The organism is Dyadobacter alkalitolerans DSM 23607, from assembly GCF_000428845.1.
Taxonomy (GTDB): domain Bacteria; phylum Bacteroidota; class Bacteroidia; order Cytophagales; family Spirosomataceae; genus Dyadobacter; species Dyadobacter alkalitolerans.
In genome coordinates, this window is the sequence record NZ_AUAS01000022.1 from 15,458 (window position 1) to 41,639 (window position 26,182).

The 26,182-nt window shown below is 44.5% G+C and carries 19 protein-coding genes; 17 read left to right on the forward strand and 2 right to left on the reverse strand.

Annotation, left to right across the window (positions count from 1 at the left end; genetic code table 11):
* The first annotated feature begins 4 nt into the window (after nt 1–4).
* The 9 genes from G395_RS0125115 (at nt 5) to rfbD (ending at nt 10,123) form a co-directional block, all read left to right on the forward strand.
* Nucleotides 5–1,129: a glycosyltransferase family 4 protein gene (locus G395_RS0125115; RefSeq protein ID WP_026632567.1), complete on the forward strand. Its 1,125-nt coding sequence runs from the start codon at nt 5–7 to the stop codon at nt 1,127–1,129.
* Nucleotides 1,101–2,201 (forward strand): glycoside hydrolase family 99-like domain-containing protein, encoded by a 1,101-nt coding sequence (locus tag G395_RS30405; RefSeq protein ID WP_051350396.1) that lies wholly within the window; start codon nt 1,101–1,103, stop codon nt 2,199–2,201. The genes G395_RS0125115 and G395_RS30405 overlap by 29 nt, the downstream gene beginning before the upstream one ends.
* Nucleotides 2,202–2,217: 16 nt before the next feature.
* Nucleotides 2,218–3,378 (forward strand): DUF1972 domain-containing protein, encoded by a 1,161-nt coding sequence (locus tag G395_RS0125125; protein WP_211237802.1) that lies wholly within the window; start codon nt 2,218–2,220, stop codon nt 3,376–3,378.
* On the forward strand, nt 3,317–3,856 hold the full coding sequence (rfbC, locus tag G395_RS0125130) for a dTDP-4-dehydrorhamnose 3,5-epimerase (RefSeq protein WP_026632569.1): 540 nt from the start codon (nt 3,317–3,319) through the stop codon (nt 3,854–3,856). The genes G395_RS0125125 and rfbC overlap by 62 nt, the downstream gene beginning before the upstream one ends.
* Nucleotides 3,857–3,882: 26 nt before the next feature.
* Nucleotides 3,883–4,938, forward strand: coding sequence for a dTDP-glucose 4,6-dehydratase (gene rfbB / locus G395_RS0125135; protein ID WP_026632570.1), 1,056 nt, complete (start codon nt 3,883–3,885; stop codon nt 4,936–4,938).
* A 97-nt stretch (nt 4,939–5,035) separates the two neighbouring features.
* Nucleotides 5,036–6,595 carry a capsule assembly Wzi family protein gene (locus G395_RS30410; RefSeq protein WP_084439856.1) on the forward strand — a complete coding sequence of 520 codons (1,560 nt, stop codon included), beginning with the start codon at nt 5,036–5,038 and terminating at the stop codon, nt 6,593–6,595.
* Between the two features lie 71 nt (nt 6,596–6,666).
* Nucleotides 6,667–7,527 carry a glucose-1-phosphate thymidylyltransferase RfbA gene (rfbA, locus tag G395_RS0125145; protein ID WP_026632571.1) on the forward strand — a complete coding sequence of 287 codons (861 nt, stop codon included), beginning with the start codon at nt 6,667–6,669 and terminating at the stop codon, nt 7,525–7,527.
* A gap of 252 nt (nt 7,528–7,779) precedes the next feature.
* Nucleotides 7,780–9,147 (forward strand): sugar transferase, encoded by a 1,368-nt coding sequence (locus G395_RS0125150; RefSeq protein ID WP_026632572.1) that lies wholly within the window; start codon nt 7,780–7,782, stop codon nt 9,145–9,147.
* Between the two features lie 112 nt (nt 9,148–9,259).
* A complete protein-coding gene (gene rfbD, locus G395_RS0125155) occupies nt 9,260–10,123 on the forward strand; it encodes a dTDP-4-dehydrorhamnose reductase (RefSeq protein ID WP_026632573.1) in 864 nt (287 codons plus the stop codon).
* Here the strand turns inward: rfbD and G395_RS30415 are convergent, their stop codons facing one another.
* Nucleotides 10,124–11,560, reverse strand: coding sequence for a capsule assembly Wzi family protein (locus tag G395_RS30415; RefSeq protein ID WP_169720082.1), 1,437 nt, complete (start codon nt 11,558–11,560; stop codon nt 10,124–10,126).
* Between the two features lie 339 nt (nt 11,561–11,899).
* On the opposite strand from G395_RS30415, the gene G395_RS32465 reads away from it, so the two are divergent.
* From G395_RS32465 to G395_RS0125200, 8 genes are all read left to right on the forward strand, one after another.
* Nucleotides 11,900–12,067, forward strand: a complete 168-nt coding sequence (locus tag G395_RS32465) for a hypothetical protein (protein WP_169720083.1) — start codon at nt 11,900–11,902, stop codon at nt 12,065–12,067.
* Nucleotides 12,064–13,767, forward strand: a complete 1,704-nt coding sequence (locus tag G395_RS0125170) for a sodium:solute symporter family protein (protein WP_026632574.1) — start codon at nt 12,064–12,066, stop codon at nt 13,765–13,767. Before G395_RS32465 ends, G395_RS0125170 begins: the two co-directional genes overlap by 4 nt.
* Nucleotides 13,768–14,171: 404 nt before the next feature.
* Nucleotides 14,172–15,533, forward strand: coding sequence for a TolC family protein (locus G395_RS0125175; protein ID WP_026632575.1), 1,362 nt, complete (start codon nt 14,172–14,174; stop codon nt 15,531–15,533).
* Nucleotides 15,534–15,552: 19 nt separating this feature from the next.
* Nucleotides 15,553–16,662 carry an efflux RND transporter periplasmic adaptor subunit gene (locus G395_RS0125180; protein WP_026632576.1) on the forward strand — a complete coding sequence of 370 codons (1,110 nt, stop codon included), beginning with the start codon at nt 15,553–15,555 and terminating at the stop codon, nt 16,660–16,662.
* A 38-nt stretch (nt 16,663–16,700) separates the two neighbouring features.
* A complete protein-coding gene (locus tag G395_RS0125185; RefSeq protein WP_026632577.1) occupies nt 16,701–19,868 on the forward strand; it encodes an efflux RND transporter permease subunit in 3,168 nt (1,055 codons plus the stop codon).
* A gap of 145 nt (nt 19,869–20,013) precedes the next feature.
* Nucleotides 20,014–20,916: a bestrophin family protein gene (locus G395_RS0125190; RefSeq protein ID WP_026632578.1), complete on the forward strand. Its 903-nt coding sequence runs from the start codon at nt 20,014–20,016 to the stop codon at nt 20,914–20,916.
* 384 nt (nt 20,917–21,300) lie between these two features.
* Nucleotides 21,301–24,306, forward strand: coding sequence for a SusC/RagA family TonB-linked outer membrane protein (locus G395_RS0125195; protein ID WP_026632579.1), 3,006 nt, complete (start codon nt 21,301–21,303; stop codon nt 24,304–24,306).
* A 39-nt stretch (nt 24,307–24,345) separates the two neighbouring features.
* A complete protein-coding gene (locus G395_RS0125200; RefSeq protein ID WP_051350399.1) occupies nt 24,346–25,821 on the forward strand; it encodes a RagB/SusD family nutrient uptake outer membrane protein in 1,476 nt (491 codons plus the stop codon).
* 157 nt (nt 25,822–25,978) lie between these two features.
* On the opposite strand, the gene G395_RS0125205 is transcribed toward G395_RS0125200, so the two are convergent.
* A partial coding sequence (locus tag G395_RS0125205; RefSeq protein WP_026632581.1) for a transposase occupies nt 25,979–26,182 on the reverse strand: 204 nt, incomplete at its 5' end.

Genomic DNA, 26,182 nt, shown 5'->3' on the forward strand with positions numbered 1-26,182 from the left:
TAAGATGAAAATCATCTGCTTTCATCAAAGTGCGGACTTGTATGGATCTGATCGGAGTTTTCTCCAGGTAGTAAACTACTTGAAGAAAACCGAACGTTATACTGATATTACAGTTGCTTTACCACGAACAGGCCCTCTCGCAGGTCATCTAGAGAAATTAGGAGTTAATGTAATATTTTTAAATATGTCATTGCTTAGTAAGACATATTTAAAAAACCTTCAATGGGGAAAAATACTGTTTCCACTTTTCCAATTCAAAGAAAAGAAGAAACTTATTGAACAGTATGATATTCTTTATACCAATACATCGGTAATTCTCGATTTCTATTTACTAGCACCTTTTCTTAAAATAAAAAAGATTTTGCATATCCGGGAGATACCGTCTCCCTGGCTTTCGAAGATTTTATCAGCTTTTATTCACAAATCTGGCTCACTAGTCATATTTAACTCATACTCTACCCAAGATAGTTTCGCTAAATTCAAAAATAGTGTAGTCGTACATAATGCCTTTGAAGGATATTCCGATGCAAGAGACATGGACGCTTTTGTCCCAAATCTCGATACAGATACTGTAAACTTATTGGTGATAGGAAGAATTAATTCTTGGAAAGGACAGGATTTCTTGATTTCATCATTAGCCAAGCTCACGCAGACGAACTACCAATTAAGGGTTGTTGGAAGCACTGCTGCCGGAAACGAAAATGTACTGGTTGATTTAAAGCAGTTAGTTAAATCTTTGAATCTCGAAGAAAAAGTAACTTTTGTTGATTTTGCAGAAGATCCGTCAGACGAATATAAAAAAGCGGATGTACTCATTGTTCCATCTATCAAGCCTGAGCCGTTTGGTCGCATTGCAATTGAGGCAATGAGTTTAGGTAAGCCGGTAATTGCAGCAAACCATGGCGGATTACCTGAGATTGTTGAACACAATGATAGTGGCTTTTTATTTGAACCAGGCGATTCACAATCGTTAAATGAATTTTTATCGAAGTATCTGGACAATAGAGCGCTAGTGGCCAAACATGGTCAAGCTGCAAAAAAAATATTTCTGGATAAGTTTTCGATGAATACAATGTATAAGCAACTTGATAAAATATTTAATGACAAACCGCTTCATTCAAATTTCTAATCTTCCATTGATTAGGGAAGGGCTATTAGGTATCATTTTATCATTCTTGGTTCCTTTTATTGCCTTAGCTCAGGAAGATATACGTCTTGGAGCATATTATTTTGATGGATGGACTGGAAAAACCTTTCATGCAACCAAAAAATTAAAAGCAGACTTTCCGGAAAGGAAGCCAATATGGGGTTGGTTGACGAGTACTCCTGAAATTATGCAGAAGCAGATTGACTTAGCGAGTAATTCTGGAATAAGCTTTTTTAGCTTTTGTTGGTATCAAAAGTCTAAGCATGAAGGGGGAAACTTATCCGATGATCCAAAAAATCAAGCTCTGCATTTATTTTTAAAAGCGAAGAATAAACGTAAACTAAACTTCAACCTTCTAGTTGCAAATCATAAGGGCTATAAGATTTATCCAGAAGATTGGGAAAGTCTGTGCCGGAAATGGATCAGACTGTTCAAAGATCCTTCCTATTTGAAATTGGATGGCAAGCCGCTAATCACTTTTTTTGAAGTCAAATCACTGGTAGAATCATTTGGGTCAAGTGACGGAGTTTCGAAAGCTCTTGACACATTCCGCGAGTTGGCTAGAGACGACAGTTTGGAAGGAGTGATGATTGCAGCATGCGTTTATCCAGACCCGGCACAGATTTCATTAGCCGAGCGATGCAATTTTGACGTTCTTACTGGTTATAATTACCATGATTCTGGCTTACAAAAAGCCCGCACAGGTAAGTTGGAAATTGATAGTATGAGAACTGCGGAGTCAAGAGTTTGGAATTTTATTTGCGCATCAAGCACAAAACCTTTTATACCTGCTATTACATTAAATTGGGATCAGCGACCTTGGGAAGAAAGTCAAGGGCAAACTGCTCGTTTTGTTGGCTATTCTCAGGGTTCCGTAGTGCAATCAATTAGATCTTGTAGAACATGGATGAATGGCAATGACTCAAAATTGACAAGTACAAAGCTGGCCGTAATTTATGCATGGAATGAATATGGTGAAGGGGCATGGCTAACACCCTCAAAAATTTTGAAAAACAGTTTACTAAACGGTGTTAAAGAAGGCTTAGATTACTGAATTACTCAACGATTTCATGATGAAAATAGCTATTATTGGTACGAGAGGTGTCCCCAACCACTACGGTGGATTTGAACAATTTGCCGAGTATCTGGCAAAAGGTCTTGTTGAGCGCGGTCATGATATCACAGTTTATAATTCGCATAGTCACCCTTACCAGGAATCGGAATGGAACGGTGTAAAACTTGTGCATTGCAATGATCCGGAAGATTCATGGGGAACGGCTGGACAGTTTGTGTATGATCTGAATTGCATTTTGCATACACGCTCACAGAATTATGACATCATTCTCCAACTAGGCTACACGAGCAGTACGGTTTGGGGCTGGTTGCTTCCAAGGAAAAATACCATCATAACTACTAATATGGATGGGCTTGAATGGAAACGGACGAAGTATTCAAAGCTGGTTCGCGCCTTCCTTAAAAAAGCTGAATATCTTGGAACTGTATTTAGCGATTACTGGATTTCTGATTCACTAGGAATACAAGATTATTTAACAAAAAAATATAACATTTCCTCTACATATATTCCATACGGTGCTTATCCTTTTGAAAATCCGGATGTAGCTGACCTTGCTAGTTATAATGTAAGTCCAGGTAATTATAATATGTTAATTGCCAGATTAGAACCCGAAAACAATGTTGATACAATATTGGAAGGCGTTTCACTTGCAGATAATAAGGCACCTTTTTTGGTAGTTGGAAAGCACAATACCAAGTATGGAGAATATTTGAAAAGCAAGTATGCAGGATTTTCAAACATCCGATTCCTTGGAGGAATCTATGATATTAATGTCTTAAATAATGTAAGACATTATGCGAACATATATTTTCATGGTCATTCCGTGGGAGGCACAAATCCATCGCTGTTAGAAGCAATGGCTTCTCATACATTAATTTGTGCCCATAAGAATGAATTTAATTCAACAATATTGGAAGATGACGCACTCTATTTTGATAACAGCCAACAAGTGAAGGCCGTCGTTGATAGTTCGCGTAAAGAAGATTTAATATCTTTCGCTGACAATAATGTTCACAAAATCAGAAACATTTATGAATGGAATAATATAATTGACAAATACGAAAATCATTTCAAAACCATTTACTCAACGAAACATGAAGTTCGAGACAACAACGTTGCAGGACGTCTTCCTGATCAGGCCAAATATCTTTCATGATGACCGCGGCCATTTTTTTGAATCCTTCAATTTGGATAGTTGGAAGAAGCAGGGTTTGACTGGTGAATTTGTACAGGACAACCAATCGTTTTCGAAAAAGGGTGTGGTTCGTGGACTGCACTTTCAATCTGCTCCACACGCACAGGGAAAATTGGTTCGCGTTATTTCTGGCCGTGTTCTCGACTTGGCACTGGATTTACGTCCCGACTCTCCTACTTTCGGTAAATACGAGCTTTTTGATTTAGATGGCGTAAGTGGTGCAATGGTCTACATTCCGGAGGGCTTTGCGCATGGATTTGCTGCATTGGAAGATAGTGTATTCCATTATAAGTGCACAGCGCAATATAATAAGGCATCAGAAGGTGGATTGGTCTGGAATGACCCTACATTAAACATTCCCTGGGGAATAGAAAATCCAATCGTTTCGGAGAAAGACCAGTTGCTTCCGGTATTTGAAGAGATACTTAAAGAAGCGTAGGCTATAAGTTAATATCACGATATAAAATGAAAAAGATCTTAATTACAGGAGGTGCAGGTTTTATTGGCTCGCACGTGGTGCGCCGTTTTGTGAACTTTCATCCGGATTATCATATATACAACCTCGATGCCCTAACCTACGCGGGTAACCTTGAAAATATAAAAGACATTGAGAACGCGCCTAACTACACATTTGTGAAAGGCGACATTGTTGATGCTGAATTCATTGACAAGCTCATTAGTGAAAATGATTTTCATGGCATTATTCACTTAGCGGCTGAATCGCACGTGGACCGGTCTATTTCGGACCCAATGTCGTTTGTACTGACCAATGTTGTTGGCACTGTTAACCTTTTGAATGCTGCAAAAAAAGCATGGAAAGACGATTTCACAGACCGTCGTTTTTACCATGTCTCTACGGACGAAGTTTATGGTGAACTGCACGATCCGGGCACATTCTTTACTGAAACAACAAGTTACGATCCACGTTCGCCTTATTCGGCCTCGAAGGCTTCTTCGGACCATTTTGTAAGGGCTTACCACAATACTTATAAATTGCCGGTTGTTATTTCCAATTGCTCCAACAACTACGGACCAAACCATTTCCCAGAGAAGCTGATCCCGCTGATGATCCACAACATTATCCAGCAAAAACCACTTCCTGTTTATGGAAAAGGCGAAAACATCCGCGACTGGCTTTTTGTAGAAGATCACGCCATTGCTATTGACGTGATTTTCCACGATGGCAAAAACGGCGAAACCTACAACATCGGCGGCCATAATGAATGGAAAAATCTGGACCTTGTCTTGTTGCTTTGCAGCATTATGGACCAGAAACTGGGCCGCGAGAAAGGGGAAACCGAAAAACTGATCACTTACGTGACGGACCGCGCCGGCCACGACCTTCGCTACGCTATCGACTCCACTAAACTTTCGCAGGAATTGGGCTGGAAACCTTCATTGCAGTTTGAAGAAGGACTTGAAAGAACGGTAGACTGGTATCTGAACAACCAGGGGTGGCTGAACAATGTCACATCGGGCAACTATCAGAAATATTATCTGGAAATGTACGAGGAAAGGTAAAACTCCTCTTGGTAGATATGACTAGGCAGTAACTATGTCAGGAATAATGAATATTTACTTGAATCTTAAACAGTTCTATCAAAGTTATATACGTTAAATGATAACGAGAAACCTAGTCATCTTCACTTTAATGCTTTTGCAATGTTCGAAAGACATTGTAAAAGCAGCAGATGTTAAGCCAAGCTATAATGATACAATATTTGGCACAGAAAGTAAGGCGGGCGCCGACACGTTGACAAATACAAAGAATGCATTAAAATACCGGGTATCAACAGCTGCAATCGTAACGTCCAAAGGCACGCTTCCATTCTGGATGCGTTCGAATCAATATGGAGGTGTGCCCTTGTCTGGGGTTTCAGCAGTATTTGCTGCCGAAACAAAACGGGATTATGACACAAAGGAACGGCACCTTCTAGACTGGGGATTTGGAGCAGAGGGTCAATTGAATGTTGGAAACCGCACCCAGGCTTTGCTCATACAAGCATATATCAAAGGGAAACTAGGTATTTTTCAACTGCAAGGAGGACGTAGCAGAGATATCATGGGTTTAGTTGACTCCACACTATCCTCAGGCTCTTTTTCTATTTCCGGTAATGCCTTGGGCGTACCGAAAGTCGAGTTGTCAATTCCGGAATATTGGAGCATCCCTATATTAGGAAAAATACTGGCGGTCAAAGGAAATTTTGCGCATGGCTGGCTTGGAAATCAACTTGTTGACTATGCGAGGGGAGATACAATAGTCAATACTTTTCTACATCAAAAATCATTTTATGCCAGACTGGGTAAACCGAGCTGGCGATTAAAGATTATCGGAGGTTTCAATCACCAGGCTTTTTGGGGAAGTGAGATAAAGCAGAATCCGGAAAACTTTACGCTATCAACATTGCAAACATACAGATATGTTGTGTTTGGTCAAAGTTATGGTGAGAGGGGCACTGGTCTGTCACGATCAAAAGTAGGTAATCATATGGGATCCATTGATCAAGCTTTTCAATATGATTTCGACAATTCTCAAATTACCGGTTATCACCAGTTTTTCTATGAAGTTGGCGGGCTGTATCATTTAAATAACATTAAAGACGGTCTTTGGGGTCTGAAATATTCCAATAACCGTTTCAGAGAATCTTCTTCAAATGTGAGACTGAAAAAGATCTTATTTGAATTTATGAACAGCAAAAGTCAGGGAGGAGAGATTGATGCCAAAATAACACCGTCCGGTGATGAGGATTATTATAATAACTACTTATATCCGAAAGGATGGACCTATAACGGAGAAAACCTGGGTAATCCACTATTTACCAGCAAAAAGTATGCACGAAAAAACTTGCCTGCGATCAATGAATATTTCACGAATAATCGTATTCAAGCGTTTCATCTAGGTTTAGATGCGGCTGTCTCCTCTTTTTCTATTTTATGTAAACTCACCTTCTCAAAAAATTATGGTACGTATGGGACAAGCCCCTGGGGGCATTCCCTAAATACGAAGAGAACTCCTGGCAAGCCGCCGTATTTTGAAAGAGAGAATCAGTTTTCAGGATATATAGAAGCGTCGAAAAGTATTAGAAATATAAATTTTAGTCTATGTGCTGCAATGGATCAAGGCAGCATGCTTTACAATGCATCCGGCCTCTGGTTCAAAGTAAGCAGGTCATGGTAGACACCAAGCTCCACCGCAGTAAAGCATTTATAGTAAACTGAACCATAATCAACGTTAATAACACCTCACAAATGAAAGGAATTATTCTGGCCGGTGGATCCGGGACCCGTTTGCACCCATTGACATTGGCAGTTAGTAAACAGCTTATGCCTGTTTATGATAAACCAATGATATATTATCCGTTGTCGATCTTAATGCTGGCGGGTATCCGTGAAATACTCATTATTTCAACACCCCACGATCTGCCTCATTTTGAGAAATTGCTGGGTGACGGCAGCCGCCTGGGTTGCGAATTTACCTATGCCGTTCAGCCAAGCCCGGACGGACTTGCGCAGGCATTTATTATTGGTGAAGACTTTATTGGAAATGATAAAGTTGCCCTGATCCTGGGCGATAACATATTTTACGGTTCAGGGCTTTCCCAGCTGCTGCAATCCAACAATGACCCGGATGGCGGCGTGATCTTCGCTTATCAGGTGCATGATCCCGAGCGCTACGGCGTTGTGGAATTTGATAAGGCTAATAATGTGCTCTCTATCGAAGAAAAACCGGAAGCTCCTAAATCCAATTACGCGGTTCCGGGCCTTTATTTCTATGATAATGATGTAGTGGAAATCGCTAAAACGATCCCTCCTTCCCCACGCGGTGAGCTGGAAATCACAGATGTGAACCGGGTTTACCTGGAACGCGGCAAGCTGAAAGTGGGCGTTTTAAACCGTGGAACTGCGTGGCTTGATACAGGCACATTCCAGTCGCTAATGCAAGCCGGACAATTTGTTCAGGTGATCGAAGAGCGCCAGGGCTTAAAGGTAGGTTGCATTGAGGAGATCGCTTACCGGATGGGCTTTATTAATGCAGAACAATTGCGTGAAATCGCCAAACCATTGGTTAAAAGTGGTTACGGAACCTATCTGATGAGAATTTTGCTCTAATCAGTTGGTATTGTTCGAATGCTAATTATAGCTTGGCTCTATAATTACCATTTGAACAATATAAAGAAACATTTGCCTTCGAAAAAATAAATATTGTTAATCAGCTGCCTAGTACCGGTTTGGCTGATAATTAATGTTTACATAATTTGAAATATTTATAGAAGTGTCGTATACTTGTGGTAACAGGTAGTCGGTGCAAATCTAAATTCGTCGACGACAGTCCGAAGTTATTATACTCAACGAACCTTGCTTATGAAAAATCACTACCCCGGGCTTCTGCCAAAAGCCCATTTATGGACCGATGTGGTCTTGCTGAATTTTTCGTTTCTCATTGCATATTTGCTTCGCTTTCAGGCTGATTCTGATGTTTTGGCTCCTAATTATGTCAATCTCTTGTTGGTCGCCAACTTAGTTTGGATTTTCACAATACACATTCTTAAAACCTACCTCTTCACCCGCCTCTCTTACCATTTCAATACACAGCTTACAAATTTCCTCAAAGCAGTTGTTGTCCATGGCGCCGTTATGATGGCTTTCTTGTACCTAACAAAGCAAGGTGAGGAATACTCCAGATATCAATTTTTAGCTACATACGCGCTTTTCGTGACGCTGTCAACAGCTTCCAGAGCTGGCGCTGTTTTGTTCCTTAAACTCTATCGCAAGGCTGGATACAACTATAATCGTTACGCAATAGTTGGTAAGGGGGATCTTGCTTCTTTGATTCGCGAGTTTTATGGCGAAAGGAAAGAACTTGGCTACCGCTACTATGGCATGTTCGAACTGGATAGTGAGCAAAACCATATTGGCAATCTGGAAACCATCGTAAAGCAGAACCAGCTTGACTATCTCTATTGCTGTCTTTCTGAAATGAGCGACGACCAGGTTCGTGACGTGATTAAGCTTGGTGAGCGCCTCAAAACACAAATTCGCCTTGTTCCTGACTTCCGTGGCTTTATGACTAACATGGCTACTATCGAGTACCATGACATGTATCCAATCATACAGGTTAATACTAAACCATTTTCAAGCTTTAACGAGCAAACATTAAAACGCAGCTTTGACCTTGTTTTCTCTGCAATCGTAATGATTTTGGGTGCTCCCATATTCTTCTTGGTTTGGGCGGCCATTAAAATTACTTCTCCTGGGCCAGTTTTCTTTAAGCAACAACGCTCCGGAAGATGGGGTGAGATGTTCTACATTTACAAATTCCGTAGTATGCGGGTAGATGCGCATACGATGGGTTTGCAGCACTCGCAAGGTGATAACGATCCGCGAATTACACCAATTGGAAGGATTTTGAGAAAGTCGAGGCTTGACGAGCTGCCGCAGTTTATCAATGTATTGAAAGGTGAAATGTCCGTAGTGGGGCCTCGGCCTTTATATAAATACGATGTAGATATGTTGATGGAGGCTGCTCCACACGAGTTTCAGCGTCTTTTAACTGTAAAACCGGGTATCACGTCAATTGGGCAGATCAATGTGGGTTATGCAGATACGGTAGCCAAGAACGTTGAGCGCTTGAAATATGATCTGCAATACCTGAAATCTTACAGTGTTTTTGATGATGTAAGATTGATATTCAGAACTGTACAGGTTATGGTCTTGGGTAGAGGGCAGTGATTTTACCTAAAAAATTAAATGTTAAGAGGCCTGGCAGAGCAATTCGCCAGGCTTCTTAATGTCATAGTAATAAGAGTGTTTTTATCTTTACTGATTAAACGAACCACGAAACATGAGAATAGTAGTCCTCGGCGCTTCGGGCCAATTGGGTAGCTGCCTGAAAAAAGTTGCGGCTGAAAGAAATATTACAGATATATCATTTCCATCCGAGCAGGATGGTAACATTCTGGATGAAACGCTTCTTGATAAATTATTTGCAGCAGAAAGACCATCATTCGTTATCAACTGCGCAGCCTATACTGCGGTTGATAAAGCCGAAGATGAGCAGGATATCTGTCGAAAAGTAAACCGAGACGGAGCTGCCTATATCGCCAAGGCGTGCGCAAACCATAATGCGGCATTGGTTCATATCTCTACTGATTTTGTCTTTAAAGGCGATGTAACCGGATTATTGACAGAAACAGATCCTGCTGAGCCTGAAAATATCTATGGCTTAACCAAATTGGAGGGCGAAGCAGCCATTGCCGAAATTTTACCTGAACACTTTACGCTCCGAACAAGCTGGCTTTACTCTGAATATGGCAACAACTTTGTAAAAACAATGCTGCGTCTAGGCAAGGAACGTGATCAGCTGGGCGTCATAGTAGATCAGGTGGGCTCTCCTACTTATGCTATTGACCTCGCGGGGGCAATTTTGGATATCATTGAATCTGGAAGCAAGGAATACGGTATTTACCATTATAGCAACGAGGGCGTGACTTCATGGTACGACTTTGCCAAAGCTGTTTTTGACATCAGCGGAACCTCGGTCAACTTAAATCCAGTCAAAACTTCGGAATACGTTACCAAAGCGGTTCGCCCCGCTTATTCAGTAATGGATAAATCTAAAATCAAGACGACATTCTCTATTCAAATTCCTTATTGGAGAGACAGCCTTGCAGAATGTTTGCAGCGGCTTGCAGCAGAGCAGCAATAATTAAAATGACAGATTCTTTCGGATTGAGAGCATCAGTCCGAAAGAATCGTCAAAAAACTCGCCTGAATCAGCCGAAACTGCACCTTTAATAACTGAGCCACCTAGCCATTCTACCTGCTTTTCAAGACCGACAACTCCGGAAAATTGGAGCAATTTGCTTGGTAATGGAACATCGTAAGTTCCCTGATTACTTGAAAGTGACAATTTAGTAGTCCAGATAGCACCACCTAGCTTGCCTTTCATTCCTGTGTGCACAACCCAAACCCGGTTATTGTTAGTAAAAAAATCAGCGTATCTCGGCCAATCATTTTCTGACTGTGGGGTAATAAAAGGTGTCCCCAATCCCCTTCCATAATAGGACCATCCGTCCCTTACTTGGGCATTGTTGAAGTAATCGTCTTTCCCCCGGATAGCATTGCCATCAACTGCTTCACTCCCACCCTGACTCTTGGTATACAATAATTCGAATGTCAGTTTATCCAATGTGAAATTTCTAGCTTCTTGGTTTTTCATGGTAAACGTCACGCCATTTAATCCATCCTTGACATTATTTAGATAAAAAAGCGATCCGTCTTCAATCAGGTTTTGGCGATAGAAAAGTATGTTGACGGATTTTAAATTCAGCTCTAAACCGAAGTCAAGGCTCGCTACATGGTTACCAATTCTGTTTTCCGCGTCGAATGATGAAATTCCATCTGTGCCCTTTTTCGGCTTGAATCCGGTAATCACATACCAGTATTTATCAAGACCGTTGGGCATTTGGCCATTCTCTGTAAAATAGGGTGATTTACCGCCCCACTGCACTGCATGATTGAAACCTCCGTGCAGCTGCACCGTTCCGGTTGGCTTTCCTAAGCGAACGAACAATCCTTTATTATGCAGCTTTAATTCGCTTGTCACCGGCCTTTTGCCGTCTAACAAACCATCAGAATAAAAGCCTTTGAAATAGATAAAATTCTCGATTAAAGGAACATAATTTTCAAAACCCAGTTGTATACGCGGAACAGGAAGCGCGTTGCCCGACCACATATAAGAACCCGTTCCAAGTTCATTATCGTTGAATCCAACATATTGTTTGCGCCTTCCGACAGTAAGCTGAAAGCTTTTGAATGCAAGGCCTGCATACGTTTGGGGAATTAGGAATTTACTGTGCGCTGCGCCGTTAGCCACAAACTCCGCTCCATATACTACAGACCAATTAGATTTGGACTGAGGATCTTTTGATAAAAATTTCCTGGCTTCCACTCCGGCACGTATGCTGAGTATCTGACCTGAGTTCGGCACTATGCCCCATTGATTTGCATGAAACCAAAAAGGCGTCTTGGAAGAAGTTGAACCGTAACCGGCAAACTCTACCCAGGCCTTTCCTCCGGAAGTTATTTCGTTGGTGTCGCCTTGCGTCGTTTGATCTTGAAAAACTACTCTTACCGGAGGCATGCCGTGTGTTAAGCCAGGCAGTGTTGCCACCAATATAACGACAATCAAGTGTAGAAATCGGAGAGTACACATCAATATAGAAGCGGTTAATGTTGAGGTTTAACAGTTTGATGGTATAAGTTCCTAAATAATGGAGCGGTAAAGATAATAGCCGGCAACTATAAATTGCGTACTGCCAGCCCACCCGTTCATCCCAATTTTCACCCCACATGCTAAAACAATGTAAAAACCGTTCTATTTTTACCGCGGCACGCTGCCGGTGGTACGTTACCCGGTGGCACGCTGCCCCATAACACAATGCCTGGCTGCCAGCAGCCTTAATCCCCGAACCCGCTCTTGATGAATGTAAACGAAAATAGCCCGCAGGACGGGGATAGCAAAAAACTGGTTGACCGCGACGGCTTACCCCCATTTGTCAAAAGCTGGAAACAGCTTTATCAGCTGCTTATTGGCACGCTCATTCTGCTGATTGTCCTCTTCTATTTATTTATGAAACACTTTCAATGAGCTCGCTGGACTGGATTGTACTCTCACTCACACTGATATTTGTTGTTGCCTACGGGATTTATCGCAGCCGCGAGAAGCATACGATGGACTCGTTTTTATTGGCCGGGCAGTCCATGCCCTGGTATCACGTAACGCTGTCATTGATGGCCACGCAGGCCAGTGCTATCACGTTTTTATCTGCTCCGGGTCAGGCTTATACGGACGGCATGCGGTTTGTGCAGTTCTATTTTGGGTTGCCGCTTGCTATGGTGGTACTTTGCATCACATTTGTTCCCAAATTTGGCCAGCTTAAAATATTTACGGCCTACGAGTTCCTGGAAAGGCGCTTTGACCTTCGAACGCGCGCGCTTACTTCGTTTCTTTTTCTTTTGCAGCGCGGACTTTCCACAGGGCTTTCCATCTATGCGCCTTCGCTGATTCTTTCTGCTATCCTGGGCTGGGACATCATGTGGACCAATATTATCTCCGGGGGCATTGTCATGCTCTATACCATTGCAGGCGGCAGCCGCGCGGTTTCTCACACGCACTTGCAGCAGATGGGCATTATCACGGTTGGAATGGTGATTGCCGGCGTAATGGTTGTTCGTTTTTTGCCTGATGATGTCTCCTTTGGTGATGCGCTGCACGTGGCCGGTAAGATGGGCAAGATTAATCTGATTGATTTTACTTTTGATTTAAACAACCGTTATAATGTTTGGTCCGGGCTGATCGGTGGTTTCTTTCTGCAACTCTCCTATTTTGGAACGGACCAGTCGCAGGTCGGGCGGTTTTTGACGGGAAGCTCTCAGGGACAAAGCAAGCTGGGGCTGGCCATGAATGGTCTTTTAAAGATTCCTATGCAGTTTATGATCCTGCTGGTGGGCGTTTTGGTTTTTGCATTTTATCAGTTTACAAATCCGCCGCTGTTCTTTAACGAAACGGCCGTGGAGCAGGTCAGAAAAACGCAGTATGCCGCCGAGTACCAAAAGCTCGAAACCCGCCACGATGCCATCCAAGCCGCTAAGCGCCCGCATGTGATGGAGCTGACGCGCGCGCTGAAAAAAGATGATGAGCCCGCCATTGAACAGTCCGGCACTGCATTGGCAAAAATTGAAACCCAGGTTCAGGATGTGCGCAAACAGGCCGGAGCTGTGCTTTCCAAGGCCAATGGAGCGGAAATCAATGATGTAAACTATATTTTTCTGCGGTTTGTGATCGATTACCTGCCCGTAGGAATGGTCGGTTTACTGATTGCGGTGATCCTGCTTGCCTCAATGGGCTCGGTAGCATCCGCCTACAACTCGCTGGCTTCTTGCAGCATTGTGGATATTTACAAACGGATGGTGCATAAAGACGATGATTCGCGCAATTATGTGGCAGCCTCCCGCTGGGCAACATTCTTCTGGGGCATCTTCTGCATTGGCGTAGCGCAGTATGCCTCCCGGCTGGGCAGTATGATCGAGGCCGTTAACATTCTGGGTTCATTGTTTTATGGCGTGATCCTGGGCATATTCCTGGTTGCTTTCTATTTCCCCAAAATAGGAAGCAGGGCTGTGTTTTTTGCCAGTATACTGGGTGAAATATTTGTGGTTCTCAGCTACTGGCTGGATCTGACTGCCTTTCTATGGCTTAACCTGATCGGCTGCGCCCTTGTTATATTCTTTGCCCTGATCCTTGAAAAGATCTGGCCCCAACCCGCCCAAGAGGTGAATGCGTTGTAAGTAACTGCCTGGCGCGCGCAGCAAGCTCCCCTGAATATTGCAATCCTTAGCACATTCTGGGAGCGCGCAAGGTTTGTGCACAATTTCTTTTAAAATTTTGATTATTAGAAGAAGATTGCTTGGCAGTCTAAATTTTTACCGGTTACCCTGAAACTATTCCGGGTTTTAAATCCTTAATAAGTACAATCCAAGAACCATGGCGAACTGCTTTCACGGCTATTATGTCACCGTTTGTATACAAAATTTTTTCATCCTGAACCGTTTATGTATCCCTTAACCCACCCAGTAATTTTCCAGTCAAGCTTAGATTTTATTTCTACCGACAGCTGGCGACCGGGTCCCGTTCTTTACCTCGGCGCTACCAAAGCGTCAATATCTATCTGTTTCATAAAATAAAAATCTACATGAAGTATTGGTCTAAGCCACAAAAAACAATGCGTTTGGCGCTTAGCTCGGCACTGCTTTCACTCACTTCTTTTTGCCCGATATTTTCTCAGGCCATTCAGGAAAGTTCCAAAGAGGCGCCCTTATTGGAGCAGGCAACTTTGCAGGCGGTTGTTGACTACGCCATTAAAAACCAGCCCATTGTTCAGCAATCGCTGATCGATGAGCGGATTACCGAAAATCAGATCCGCAGCAGGCTTGCCGACTGGTATCCGCAGATCAATTTCAATTATAACCTGCAACACAACTTTATCGTGCAGACCAGCATTATTGCCGGTAATCCCGTAAAGCTTGGTGTCAGCAACATTTCAGCAGCGCAGTTCACATTATCGCAGCAGATCTTCAACCGCGATGTGCTTTTGGCAAACCAGACTAAAAGAGACGTGCTCTTACAGGCCAGCCAGAACACTTCCTTTAATAAGACTGACATTGCTGTGAATGTTTCCAAAGCATTTTATGATGTGCTGGCAACGACCCAGCAGATTGATGTAGCTCAGGAAGACATTCAGCGCCTGGAAAGAAGCTTAAAGGATGCAGAAAATCAATACAAGTCAGGAATTGCTGATAAAATCGATTTTAAGCGTGCTACCATTTCGCTTAATAATACCAAAGCCAGCAAGAAAAGCAATGAGGAGCTTTTGAAAGCCAAGCTCGATTATCTGAAATCCTTAATGGGTTACCCATCCGACAAGCAACTAGCGATCGCCTATGATACATTGCAGATGGAACGGGAGATATCGCTGGATACGCTGCAAACTCTGGATCTGAATTCACGGATAGAATTTCAGCTGCTGAGCACGCAGAAGAAGCTTTTGGAAGCTAACCTTCAATATAACAAATGGAGCTATCTGCCTAACATTTCGCTCAACGGGGCTTACAATTTGAACTTTCAGAATAACCAGTTTACCGATCTTTACAACAAGAATTACCCCAATTCATTCGGACTGCTGACGCTGTCATTGCCCCTTTACCAGGGCGGCAAAAGAAAGGCCAACACCAAAGCCGCAGAATGGCAGATCAAAAGACTTGATTGGGACATAAAAGGCCTTCAAATGAATGTGAGTGCTGAATACTCGCAGGCGCTGGGTAATTACAAAGGCAATCTGACGAATCTGCTTGCCCAGAAAGACAATATGGATCTCGCGCGCGAAGTATACGATGTGATCCAGCTCCAATATAAATCAGGCATTAAAACCTATCTGGAAGTAGTAACCTCGGAGACGGACCTGCGATTGGCACGCATCAGTTATTACAATGCGCTCTACCAGACTCTGGCCAGTAAGATCGATGTGCAAAAAGCCCTTGGGCAAATGAACTATTAAATCGAAAAATACCCCTATTATGTTCTCAAATAAATTACCATACTTTTCAGCAGCACTGTTTCTGGGCATTCTGAGCTCTTGCGGAGATAAAAAAGAGCAGCAGCAGCAAGCAGCAGCTCCCCCGGCCGTGCCGGTCTCACTTGTAGCTGTGACGACCGCGGATGCAACTTATTACGACGAATATCCAGGCACGGTAACCGCGCTGAACGAAATAGAGCTGCGGCCGCAGGTTACAGGCTTTATCACGGGCATTCATTTTAAGGACGGCTCCCGCGTAAGAAAGGGTCAGCTGCTTTATTCTATCGATGCGCAGCTTTATAATGCCAATTATGATCAGGCTGTTGCTAACCTTAATGTTCAGCAAGCCAATCTGGCCCGCGCTCAGAAGGATGCTGACCGCTACCATGAGCTTGAAAAAAATGATGCTGTAGCCAAACAGCTTGTTGATAACGCAGATGCAGCCCTGGAAGTAGCCAAAAGACAAGCTGAGGCGGCCAAGGCAAACATTCAGGCGGTTCAAACGAGTGTAAACTATACCAAAGTGACTGCTCCATTTGATGGTGTGATTGGCATCTCGATGGTGAAAGTGGGCGCGGCTGTAACGGCTGGCCAGACCGTTCTGAACACTGTTTCAACCGACACCCAGTTGGCCGTTGATTTCAATGTGGACCAAAGAGAAATCTACCGGTTTTCGACATTGATGAAAAACGCAAAGGCGGCTGATTCCACATTCACTTTGAAATTTGGAAACGATATTTTTCCTGCGACAGGCAAAATCGCCTTGATCGATCGCGCTGTTGACCCGCAAACAGGGACTATTAAAACCAGGCTGGTTTTTCCAAACAAAGACAACCGGCTGCGCTCGGGCATGAGCGGAACTGTGCGCGTGCTTAATAACGCTGCTACCAAATCTGTGGTAATCCCCTATAAGGCAGTTACTGAGCAGCTGGGTGAATTCTTTGTGTATGTGGCTGGTGACAGCAGCAAAGTAAGTCAGCGCCGGATTGTGCTGGGAACATCCCTGGGAGCCAACGTAATCATTAAAGAAGGGCTGAAAGAAGGAGAAAAGATTGCCGTCGAAGGCGTTCAGAACCTGAGAGAAGGCGCAGTTATTAAAGAGGGAAAATAATCCTTCGCTCTTTTACTAAATATTATAATCCAGTAAAAATGATTGCAGATATTTTTATAAAAAGGCCCGTTACAGCGATAGTTACGTCCATCGTGCTGGTGCTGGTGGGTCTTATTGCACTGACTATACTGCCTGTTGCGCAGTATCCGGATGTAACGCCGCCTACCGTAACAGTAAGCGGTAACTTTACCGGCGCCGACGCCCAGACCGTAGAGCAGACCACAACGACGCCTATTGAAACCCAGATCAACGGTACGCCGGGCATGACTTACATGTCCAGTAACTCAACCAGCAGTGGTCAAAGCAGCATTAACGTTGTTTTTGATGTTGGAACCAATGTCGACATTGCCGCCCTGGACGTTCAGAACAGGGTGAGTGTGGCAGAGCCTACCCTACCCGATGCCGTTAAACGTCTTGGTTTGACTGTAAGAAAACGCCAGCCAAGTATCATGATCGTTTTGGCATTGTACTCGCCCAATGGCACCCATGATGCCCAGTTCATTGGTAACTATGCCAACATTTATCTTAAAGACGCATTACAGCGCGTAAAAGGGGTTGGAGATATTATTTCCAGAGCAGATGATTTTGGTATGCGGATCTGGCTGAACCCGGAAAAGCTGGCCAACCTGCGCATGACCCCTTCGGATATTTCAGCGGCGCTTGCCGAGCAAAACCTTCAAGTTGCAGCCGGAACCGTTGGAGGTAACCCGCAGCCTAATACGCAGACATTTGAATATAATGTATTGACCAATAGCCGCTTGAACACCAAGGCGCAGTTCGAAGACATTATCGTAAGAAGCTCGCCTCAGGAAGGAAGTGTTGTTTACTTGCGTGATGTAGCCCGCGTTGAGCTGGGTAAATTCGATTACGGTGCCAATGCATTTGTTGCCGGAAAACCAGCAGCCTTCGTTTTGATCTATCAGGCGCCAGGCGCCAACGCGCTTGCCACCTATGAAGGTGTGATGAACAAGCTTGCGGACATGAAAAAAACATTTCCCAAGGACATTGACTATGTGATTCCTAATGAAACGGCGACCGTAGTTAAAGTTTCGATTGAGGAGGTTTTGAAAACATTTGCCGAAGCGATGATCCTGGTTGTTATCGTTGTGTTTTTGTTTCTTCAAAACTGGCGTGCAACGCTGATCCCTATCCTTGCAATTCCCGTTTCGCTGATTGGTACATTGATCTTCTTTATTCCGTTTGGCTTTACCATCAACACGCTGACGCTATTTGCATTCGTACTGGCCATTGGTATAGTTGTCGATGATGCCATTGTGGTTGTCGAGGCCGTCCAGCATTATATTGATGAAAAGAAAATGTCACCCAAGGATGCAACCGTTCAGGCGATGAAGGATATTTCAGGACCTGTAATTGCTATTGCCCTTATCTTGGCTGCCGTTTTTGTTCCGGTGAGCTTTGTGCCCGGAATTGTGGGCAGGCTTTATCAGCAGTTTGCTATCACCATTGCCGTATCTGTTTTGCTTTCGGCTTTTGTTGCTCTTTCATTAACACCAGCATTGTGCGCTATCATGCTGAAACCTTCCAAGGGGGAAAATGATAAAAAGAATTGGCTGGAAAGATTCTTTGACCGCTTTAACCGCTGGTTTGATAAAGTTTCAAATGGTTATACCAATGGCGTGGCCAAATGGATCAAGGCAACTCCGCTGGTTCTTGTGATGATGGTCTGCCTGTTTGTTGGTCTGTTTTTCCTTTTCAAAAACAAACCATCCGGTTTTATCCCTGTTGAAGATGAAGGGCGTCTTTTTGTAACCTACGAAATGCAGGAAGCCACTTCAACGACACGTAACATTGCCATGCTCAAAGAGATCATGAAGCGCGTTTCTGCAATCCCCGAAGTCCGTGTAGCGGGTGGTTTGGCAGGACTTAACGTTTTGAGCTTTTCAAACAAGTCCAATGTGGGTACGCTGTTCATTAGCTTGCAGCCGTGGGCTAGTCGTAAAGGCGCCGAGCATCACGTGCAGGCCGTTATTAAACGCATTCAAAGTGGTACCGCCGATATTAAGGAAGCACGCGTTCTGGCCATTGCGCCGCCTGCAATTCCTGGTCTGGGTGCAACATCAGGGTTCACATTCCAGCTGCAGCAGTCCACCAGCACGGATAACATTCAGCAGTTTGAGGGCGTGATGCGTAATTTCCTTGGAGAGGTTAATAAACGTCCCGAGATTGCCATGGCCTTTACTTTCTTTAATGCAAGAACGCCGAGTTACCAGATTGACGTAGACCGTGATAAAACCAAGAAATTGGGTGTTCAGGTCAATGACGTTTTCAGCTCGCTTTCGACGCTGCTGGGAAGTAGTTATGTAAACGATTTCAACCTTTACGGACGTAATTTCCGGGTAATGGTGCAGGCCGACAGCAGTTTCCGCTCGTCGCTGGATAAGATCAAGCAATTCCATGTCCGCAACCGCGAGGGAAATATGATCCCGCTCGGCTCGCTGGTAACAACCAAAGTGGTGGAAAACCCGGCTTTGATTTCCCACTATAACATTTACCGTTCGGTCGAAATCAACGGAACGCCTAAGCCAGGTTACAGTAGCGGTCAGGCCATTAACGCGCTGCGTGAAGTTGCCCAGAAACTACCTGCCGGTTATAGCTACGAATTCTCGGGCATGAGTAGCGAGGAGATCAAAGCAGGTGATAGCACGACATTGATCTTTTCGATTTCGATCGTGTTTGTGTTCCTGTTTCTGGCAGCATTATATGAAAGCTGGTCTATCCCTTTCTCAGTGCTTTTCGCCGTCCCTATTGGCGCTTTCGGCTCGATTCTGACACTTACTTTCCTGCCGAATTTATCAAATAACATTTATGCACAGATCGGTCTGATTACACTGATTGGGCTTGCGGCAAAGAACGCGATCTTGATCGTTGAATTTGCCAAGGAACGTGTCGATGGCGGTATGGAGCTTGTAGCAGCAACCCTGGAAGCCGTTCGGCTCAGGTTGCGCCCCATCATTATGACCTCTCTTGCCTTTATCCTGGGTGTACTTCCGCTTGCATTTGCCAGTGGAGCTGCGGCCGAGTCAAGAAAAACCATCGGCTGGACCGTATTCGGGGGGATGCTTGCAGCAACCTCGCTGGCCATCTTCGTGGTGCCTGTTCTTTTTGTTGCCATTGAAAAGATAGCCATGGGCAAGAAGAAACACGACAATACTCCACCTGATGCGCCTGCTACTGAGATAGCTTAGCATCAAGCACATTTAAGAAAACAGCTCACGGAAATAATATTTCTGTGAGCTGTTTTTTTATCAATTATTTATGAAATCTTGCTGGCTGCCCAGTGCGGGCATTCTTTTTTAGCACAAGGATTTACTTTATACCAATTCCTCTATCATGTACGTTAAGCAAGTCTTTTCAATCTGGCGGCTGCTCAAAGGCATCTGGCACGGTCTGCTGGCCGTTACTGCCTACGCGACGCTGGTTTTTTACCTTTTCAGCTACCAGAACTGGCATTTTCTCTCTTTTCCCATATCCATCATTACCATTCTGGGAACGGCGATTTCGCTGCTGCTGGGTTTCAGGACCAACTCGGCGTATGATCGCTGGTGGGAAGGCCGAAAGGTTTGGGGCGAGATTGTCAACGACAGCCGCACGCTTATCAGGCAGTCAATCACTTTTATTAAAACCAACAAAGACGAAAAAGACGAAGTAGTCGCCAACATCACCCATTTGCAGATTGCCTGGTGCTATGCCCTGGCCAATTCTTTACGTAAGGAGCCGGTTTTGGTTTATGCTGATCTGCATTTGACGGCCTCCGAGCACGATTACGCAGCCAACCAGAATAATATTCCCAACGCAATTTTAAATCTGATACAGTTCAAATTCTCCGAGCTGCACCAGGATGGCAAGATCGAGACCCTGCTTTATCAAAATATTGACCAGACCCTGCAACGCTTATGCGATGCTATGGGAAAGTGCGAGCGCATAAAGAACACCATTTTCCCAACGCAATACAGCTTTTTTGTCGTGTTGGTTATCTTCATATTTACATTGATCCTGCCCATGGGTCTTGTCGAAAGCATCGGCCGGATCGCCATTCCAATCACATTCATTATCTCGTTTCTCTTCCTGTATATGGAATGGATTGCCTACGTCATGCAGAACCCATTCGAGAACGGGCCAAACGACATTCCAATGACCTCACTTTCGCGAACAATCGAGATTAATCTCTTAGAGCTCATCGGGGCACCAAAAATTCCTGAGAAGATTTTGCCAAAGAATGGGGTGGTGATGTAAATACCGTTCCTTCACAGAATAGCTATCTCATTTCACTTGGTTTGGGCACATATGCTTATTCCAAGTTTCCCCTGTCGCAGCGTTTGATAATTTTTTTGGCTTAATCAATACCGGCTAAAAATCGTGGATTCTTGCGTTATCGAGCACATAATTTGCGTGAACGAAAACACCTAGTCAGTAGATATTATAACGCATGAGACCTGAACACAAAAAGATCTATTGGAAAATCTAAGATTTAATATATAAAAATTGCACTATTTCTCAATAGACAGTATTGATGGGTAGTAAAATTTGGATTACTTTGCCGAGTAAACAAAATTTACTACTATGACAAAACCTAAGCCCAAACCCAAACAATCCTTGTGGTTACCCAGAAAAAAGTCAATGCGCTATCCCCTTGCAATGATGATCGGGATATCACTTTTTGCCCCGCATCCAGGCAGCGCTTTGCCGCTGATGGCCTACCCCACTTCGCAGATAAGCAGCCTGGACAGAACCGTAACGGGTAAAGTGAAAGATGAAAAGGGAGAGCCCCTTGTGGGGGTAACCATTACCCTTAAAAACAACAATGCTGTCGGTGCTGCTACCGATATGAACGGGGATTTTTCGATGAGCATCCCCGAAAATCTGGTTGCCAATGCTACATTAATATTCAGCTACATCGGTTACGCACCCGTTGAGGCTGAATTAGGTCAGAAAACAGTATTTGACATTTCGCTGAGCTCTTCAATCCAGGAGCTGGACCAGGTTGTGGTGGTTGGATATTCAGCCAAAAAGATGAAATACCTGTCAAGTTCTGTTACAACGATCAATAACGAAAAACTGAGAGATGTCACATCCAATGAACTTCCCAACCTGCTACAGGGTAAGGCGCCGGGCGTTGTGGTTTCGAGCGCATCGGGTGACCCTACCAGCGCAGGACGTATATTAATCCGCGGAGCAGGCACTATTTCTGCGGGAACATCCCCATTAATCGTCGTTGACGGAAACATTGGCGGCAGTTACAATCCTGTCGATGTTGAAAACATTACTGTCTTGAAAGATGTTGCAGCAACGGGACTCTATGGTTCGCGCGCAGCCAATGGCGTCATCATTGTCAATACAAAAATGGGGAAAGCAGGTAAAACGCAAATCAGTTTTGCCAACACCATGGGATTTGCCCAGGCTACGACCGGAAATTTCCGCTTGATGAATTCCCAGCAGTTGTATGATTTCCAAAGCACTTTTTACCCGCGGGATGCGTCGGTGCTGCAAACCAACACAAACTGGTGGGATGAAGCTTTCAGGACGGGATTTGTCAATAACCACACCGTCTCTGCCTCGGGCGGAAGTGAGAAAACCACTTTTTACATTTCTGCTAACTACTACAAGGAGCAAGGAACGCAGATCGAAAATGATAAGACGGGCTACAACTTCCGCGCGAACCTGCAATCGCAGCTGACGAAAAGATTGGCCGCCAAAGTGCTGTTCAATGGCGTCTTCAACAAGGATAACTATGCAAACAGCAATACTTTATACGATGCCTATAACAACCTTCCATTCGACCCAGCATATGATGGTGAGGGCCAACCCACAGACGGCAGAAGTTACCCCGGATGGCTGGGACGCGAGCGGGAAAATTTCCTGCATTCCGTTCAGTATAACTATGCTAAGGCCCAAAGCCTGAATGTTACAACCGATGTGGATCTGGACTACGAGCTGACAGACAAAATCACATTATCATCTTATAACCGGATCAACTTTGGTAATGGCCTGAGTGCGAGCTATAATGACAAACGCACCAAACAGGGCGGGGCCAACGGTGGTGAGCTCTATAACGGAACAAGCTATTCCAACCGCTTGCTTACCTCAAACCGCATTCGCTATTCCGAAGATTTCGGCAAACATGGACTTACGCTTCTGGGCGTTGCCGAAGCGGAAACGACTTATTCGAGCAGCACCAGCGCGGCAGGAAAAGGCTTGCCTCCCGGCCGTGACGTAATGTCTGTGGCTACGGATATCCTGACCAATCCTACCGGGCTCAATGAGCAGGTGGGTTTCCGTAAATTTCTGGGACAAGCCGATTATAACTACGACAACAAGTATTTCCTGATCGGATCCTTTGTAAACGAATTTTCTTCTCTGTTTGGGAAAAACAACTCTACGGCCAATTTCTATCAGTTAGGAGCATCCTGGATTTTGAGTAATGAGGAGTTTCTGAAAAATAACAAAACCCTGACTTTTGCAAAACTTCGTGCGAGTAATGGAACGGTTGGTAATGCAGACGGTCTAAGCAATTTCGCTTCATTGGGATTGTATACCATTTCTGCCGATGCATCTTACTCGGGACTTCCCGGCGCTGCTCCTTCGCAAAAAGGAAACCCGGACCTTACCTGGGAAAAGATCAAATCTTCAAACATCGGATTTGACCTGAGTTTTTTCAATCGCATTGACCTGGTTGTTGATGCCTATGTTAAGGAGGCCAGCGAGCTGCTATACCGCAAACCCCTGGCAGCAACGACGGGTTACAGCTACGTTTGGGTAAATGCTGGTTCTATCCGCAATAAGGGTATCGAGTTCAGTCTGACATCTACCAACATCAAACGCAATGGTTTTAATTGGGAAACCAACCTGAACATGGCCTTCAACCGCAACAAGGTTCTCGAACTGAGCGATGGGTCCACGGTATTCAACTCCGGCGCACGCCAGCCTATCGCTGTCGGCCACAATATGGATGAGTACAACATGCCGATCTGGGCGGGTGTAAATCCGGAAAACGGCGATCCGCAATGGGAGAGAATTGTAAAGGATGCTAATGGTAATCTTACCAAAGAACTAACGAGCACTTACAACCAGGCGCAAACGGCCGATTCACGTCAGTTTACAGGAAAAACAGCTGCTCCCAAGTTCACGGGTGGTCTTTCCAATACATTGACCTACAAGAACATTACCTTTTCTGCATTCTTTAACTTTGTTTACGGGAACTGGGTATACAACGAAAGCCGGGTGTATTTCGATAATGATGGTTTCTATGAAGCCTATAATCAAATGGTTCCAGCCAAAGATTGGAGCCGCTGGCAAAAGCCGGGTGATGTAGCTACACACCCGAAAGCAATTGTGGGAGGTAATAAAGATTCCAACCAGTCTTCTTCGCGTTACCTGGAAGATGGTAGTTACATCCGGTTGAGAAACGTTCGTGTGGGTTATTCTCTTCCTGACAATGTTTTAGGCAGAAGCGGCTTTTCGCGGGTTTCTGTTTTTGTAAGCGGTGATAATTTATGGACGGCAACCAAGTTTTCAGGCCCGGATCCGGAAGTTTCCTTATCACAGGTTGATTTAAGCTCCGGACTATCGAGTTTAAGATATCCAATCAGCAAAAAATATCTTATCGGGATCAACTTTTCATTCTAATAGTATATGAGACAATATTCAATATTTAAATTCCTATTAATGGGGTCGCTGACACTGGGTACGGTGTCATGTGAAAAGTACTACGAGCCCACAACTTCCATTGACGAAGAATCGGCACTAACCAATGCGGGAGATGTTGAGACGGCAACCATTGGAACTTATGCTGTACTATTGAATGCAGCTTATGTGCGCAGCGTGCATTTTTTGATGGAATACCCCAGTGACGAGGTTGCACAGGGACAGTCATCAGGCGATGATCTTACGCGGGCATATCGCTACACGCATATCAATACTTCCGGTCACGCCACTAATTTCTGGGGCCAGGCTTACAAGGTGATTGCGGCAGCCAACAAGATTATTGCATACGTTCCCGATGAGTCCTCCATTACATTGCGCCAGCTCAAAGGCGAAAACCTTTACCTGAGAGCCATGATGCATTTCAATCTGGTGCGTGTTTTCGGACGGCCGTATCCCCAGGAAAATGGCAATAACCCCGGCGTTCCACTGCTTTTGGACGGATTAAGTGACGATCAGATCAACACAATTGCCCGCAGCTCAGTAAAAGACGTTTATGACTCCGTAATTCAGGATCTGCTCAAAGCAGCGGATCTGATGTCTGAAAATAAGTCAAATTCGTTTGCATCAAAAGAAGTCGCTCAGGCGCTGCTTTCACGTGTATATCTGTACAAAGGTGAGAATGATAATGCAATCAAATATGCTGATCTGGTCATCAAATCGGGACGCTACAAGCTGGTTCAGGGCGGAGAGTACAGCAGCTATTTCAAAACGGCTCCTGCCAGTAATCCCGAAACAATTTTCGCTATTCGCCATACAAAAGTGCAGGATAGGGCATTCTCGGCGATTGGATCCATGTATTTTAGCGCCGATGCATCCGGCACGCCGCAGGGACAAGGTGTAAGTGGCTGGGCAGAGATTTATGCCTCAAAAAAGTATGTTGACTTTCTATCTAAAAATCCCGACGATCTGAGAAACAATTTTGTGTCTCCGTATATGATCAATGGGGCTCTGCAGTACAATGTCAAGCTTTCGCCCTCAACGCCGATGTATTATGTCAACAAATACTCCATGCAGGAAGGCGTCATCAACCTGAGCTCACCGGTGTATCTGCGGCTTGCAGAAATGCACCTGATCCGGGCCGAAGCCAATGCGAAACTGGGAAAAACGGCCCTGGCGCTTGAAGATGTAAACCTGATCCGCCAGCGTGCGGGTCTGACGGGTGATAAACTTTACACCGTTGCCAATCTGGGAACAAAAAAGGCCCTGGATGTAGTCATGGAGGAGCGAATGCTTGAATTGGCATTTGAAGGGCACCGCTCGTATGATCTGTTCCGTAATAATTTGCCAATGGAAAGAAATTATCCCGGAACACATTCTTTGAACAATACGCCTACAACCAATGTAAATCAGAAAGTGTTGCCCACCGACCCTCGCGTGATATTCTTCATCCCGCAAGCCGAAATCGATCGCAATGCAAAGCTGACCCAGAATCCGTAAACCGGACATTGCCCGATCAAAATACAAAGAGGGTGTCTCATTTCAAAATGGGGCACCCTCTTTCGTTTCTGGTTTTTGTAACTGAGAATTAAGATTCAAAATCCGCCGTTAAAAGCTAGCTTACTGGATTTGCCAGGTAGGCGCGTAAACAGCCCTCCTAGGCCGCCCTTTTCCTGATATTCTGGGCTAGTGCGATCAATCCCCACTCTATTTCGACCTTTTGTTTGCCGCGGAGCATAAACTTGCGGAAGCCGTGGTTATGTTTAATGTTGCCAAAGACGGGTTCTACGTCATAGCACCGCTTCTTTCGTTTGACAATGCCTTCCTCACTTTTTAGCAGCTCGTCGGCTTGCTGTTTTTG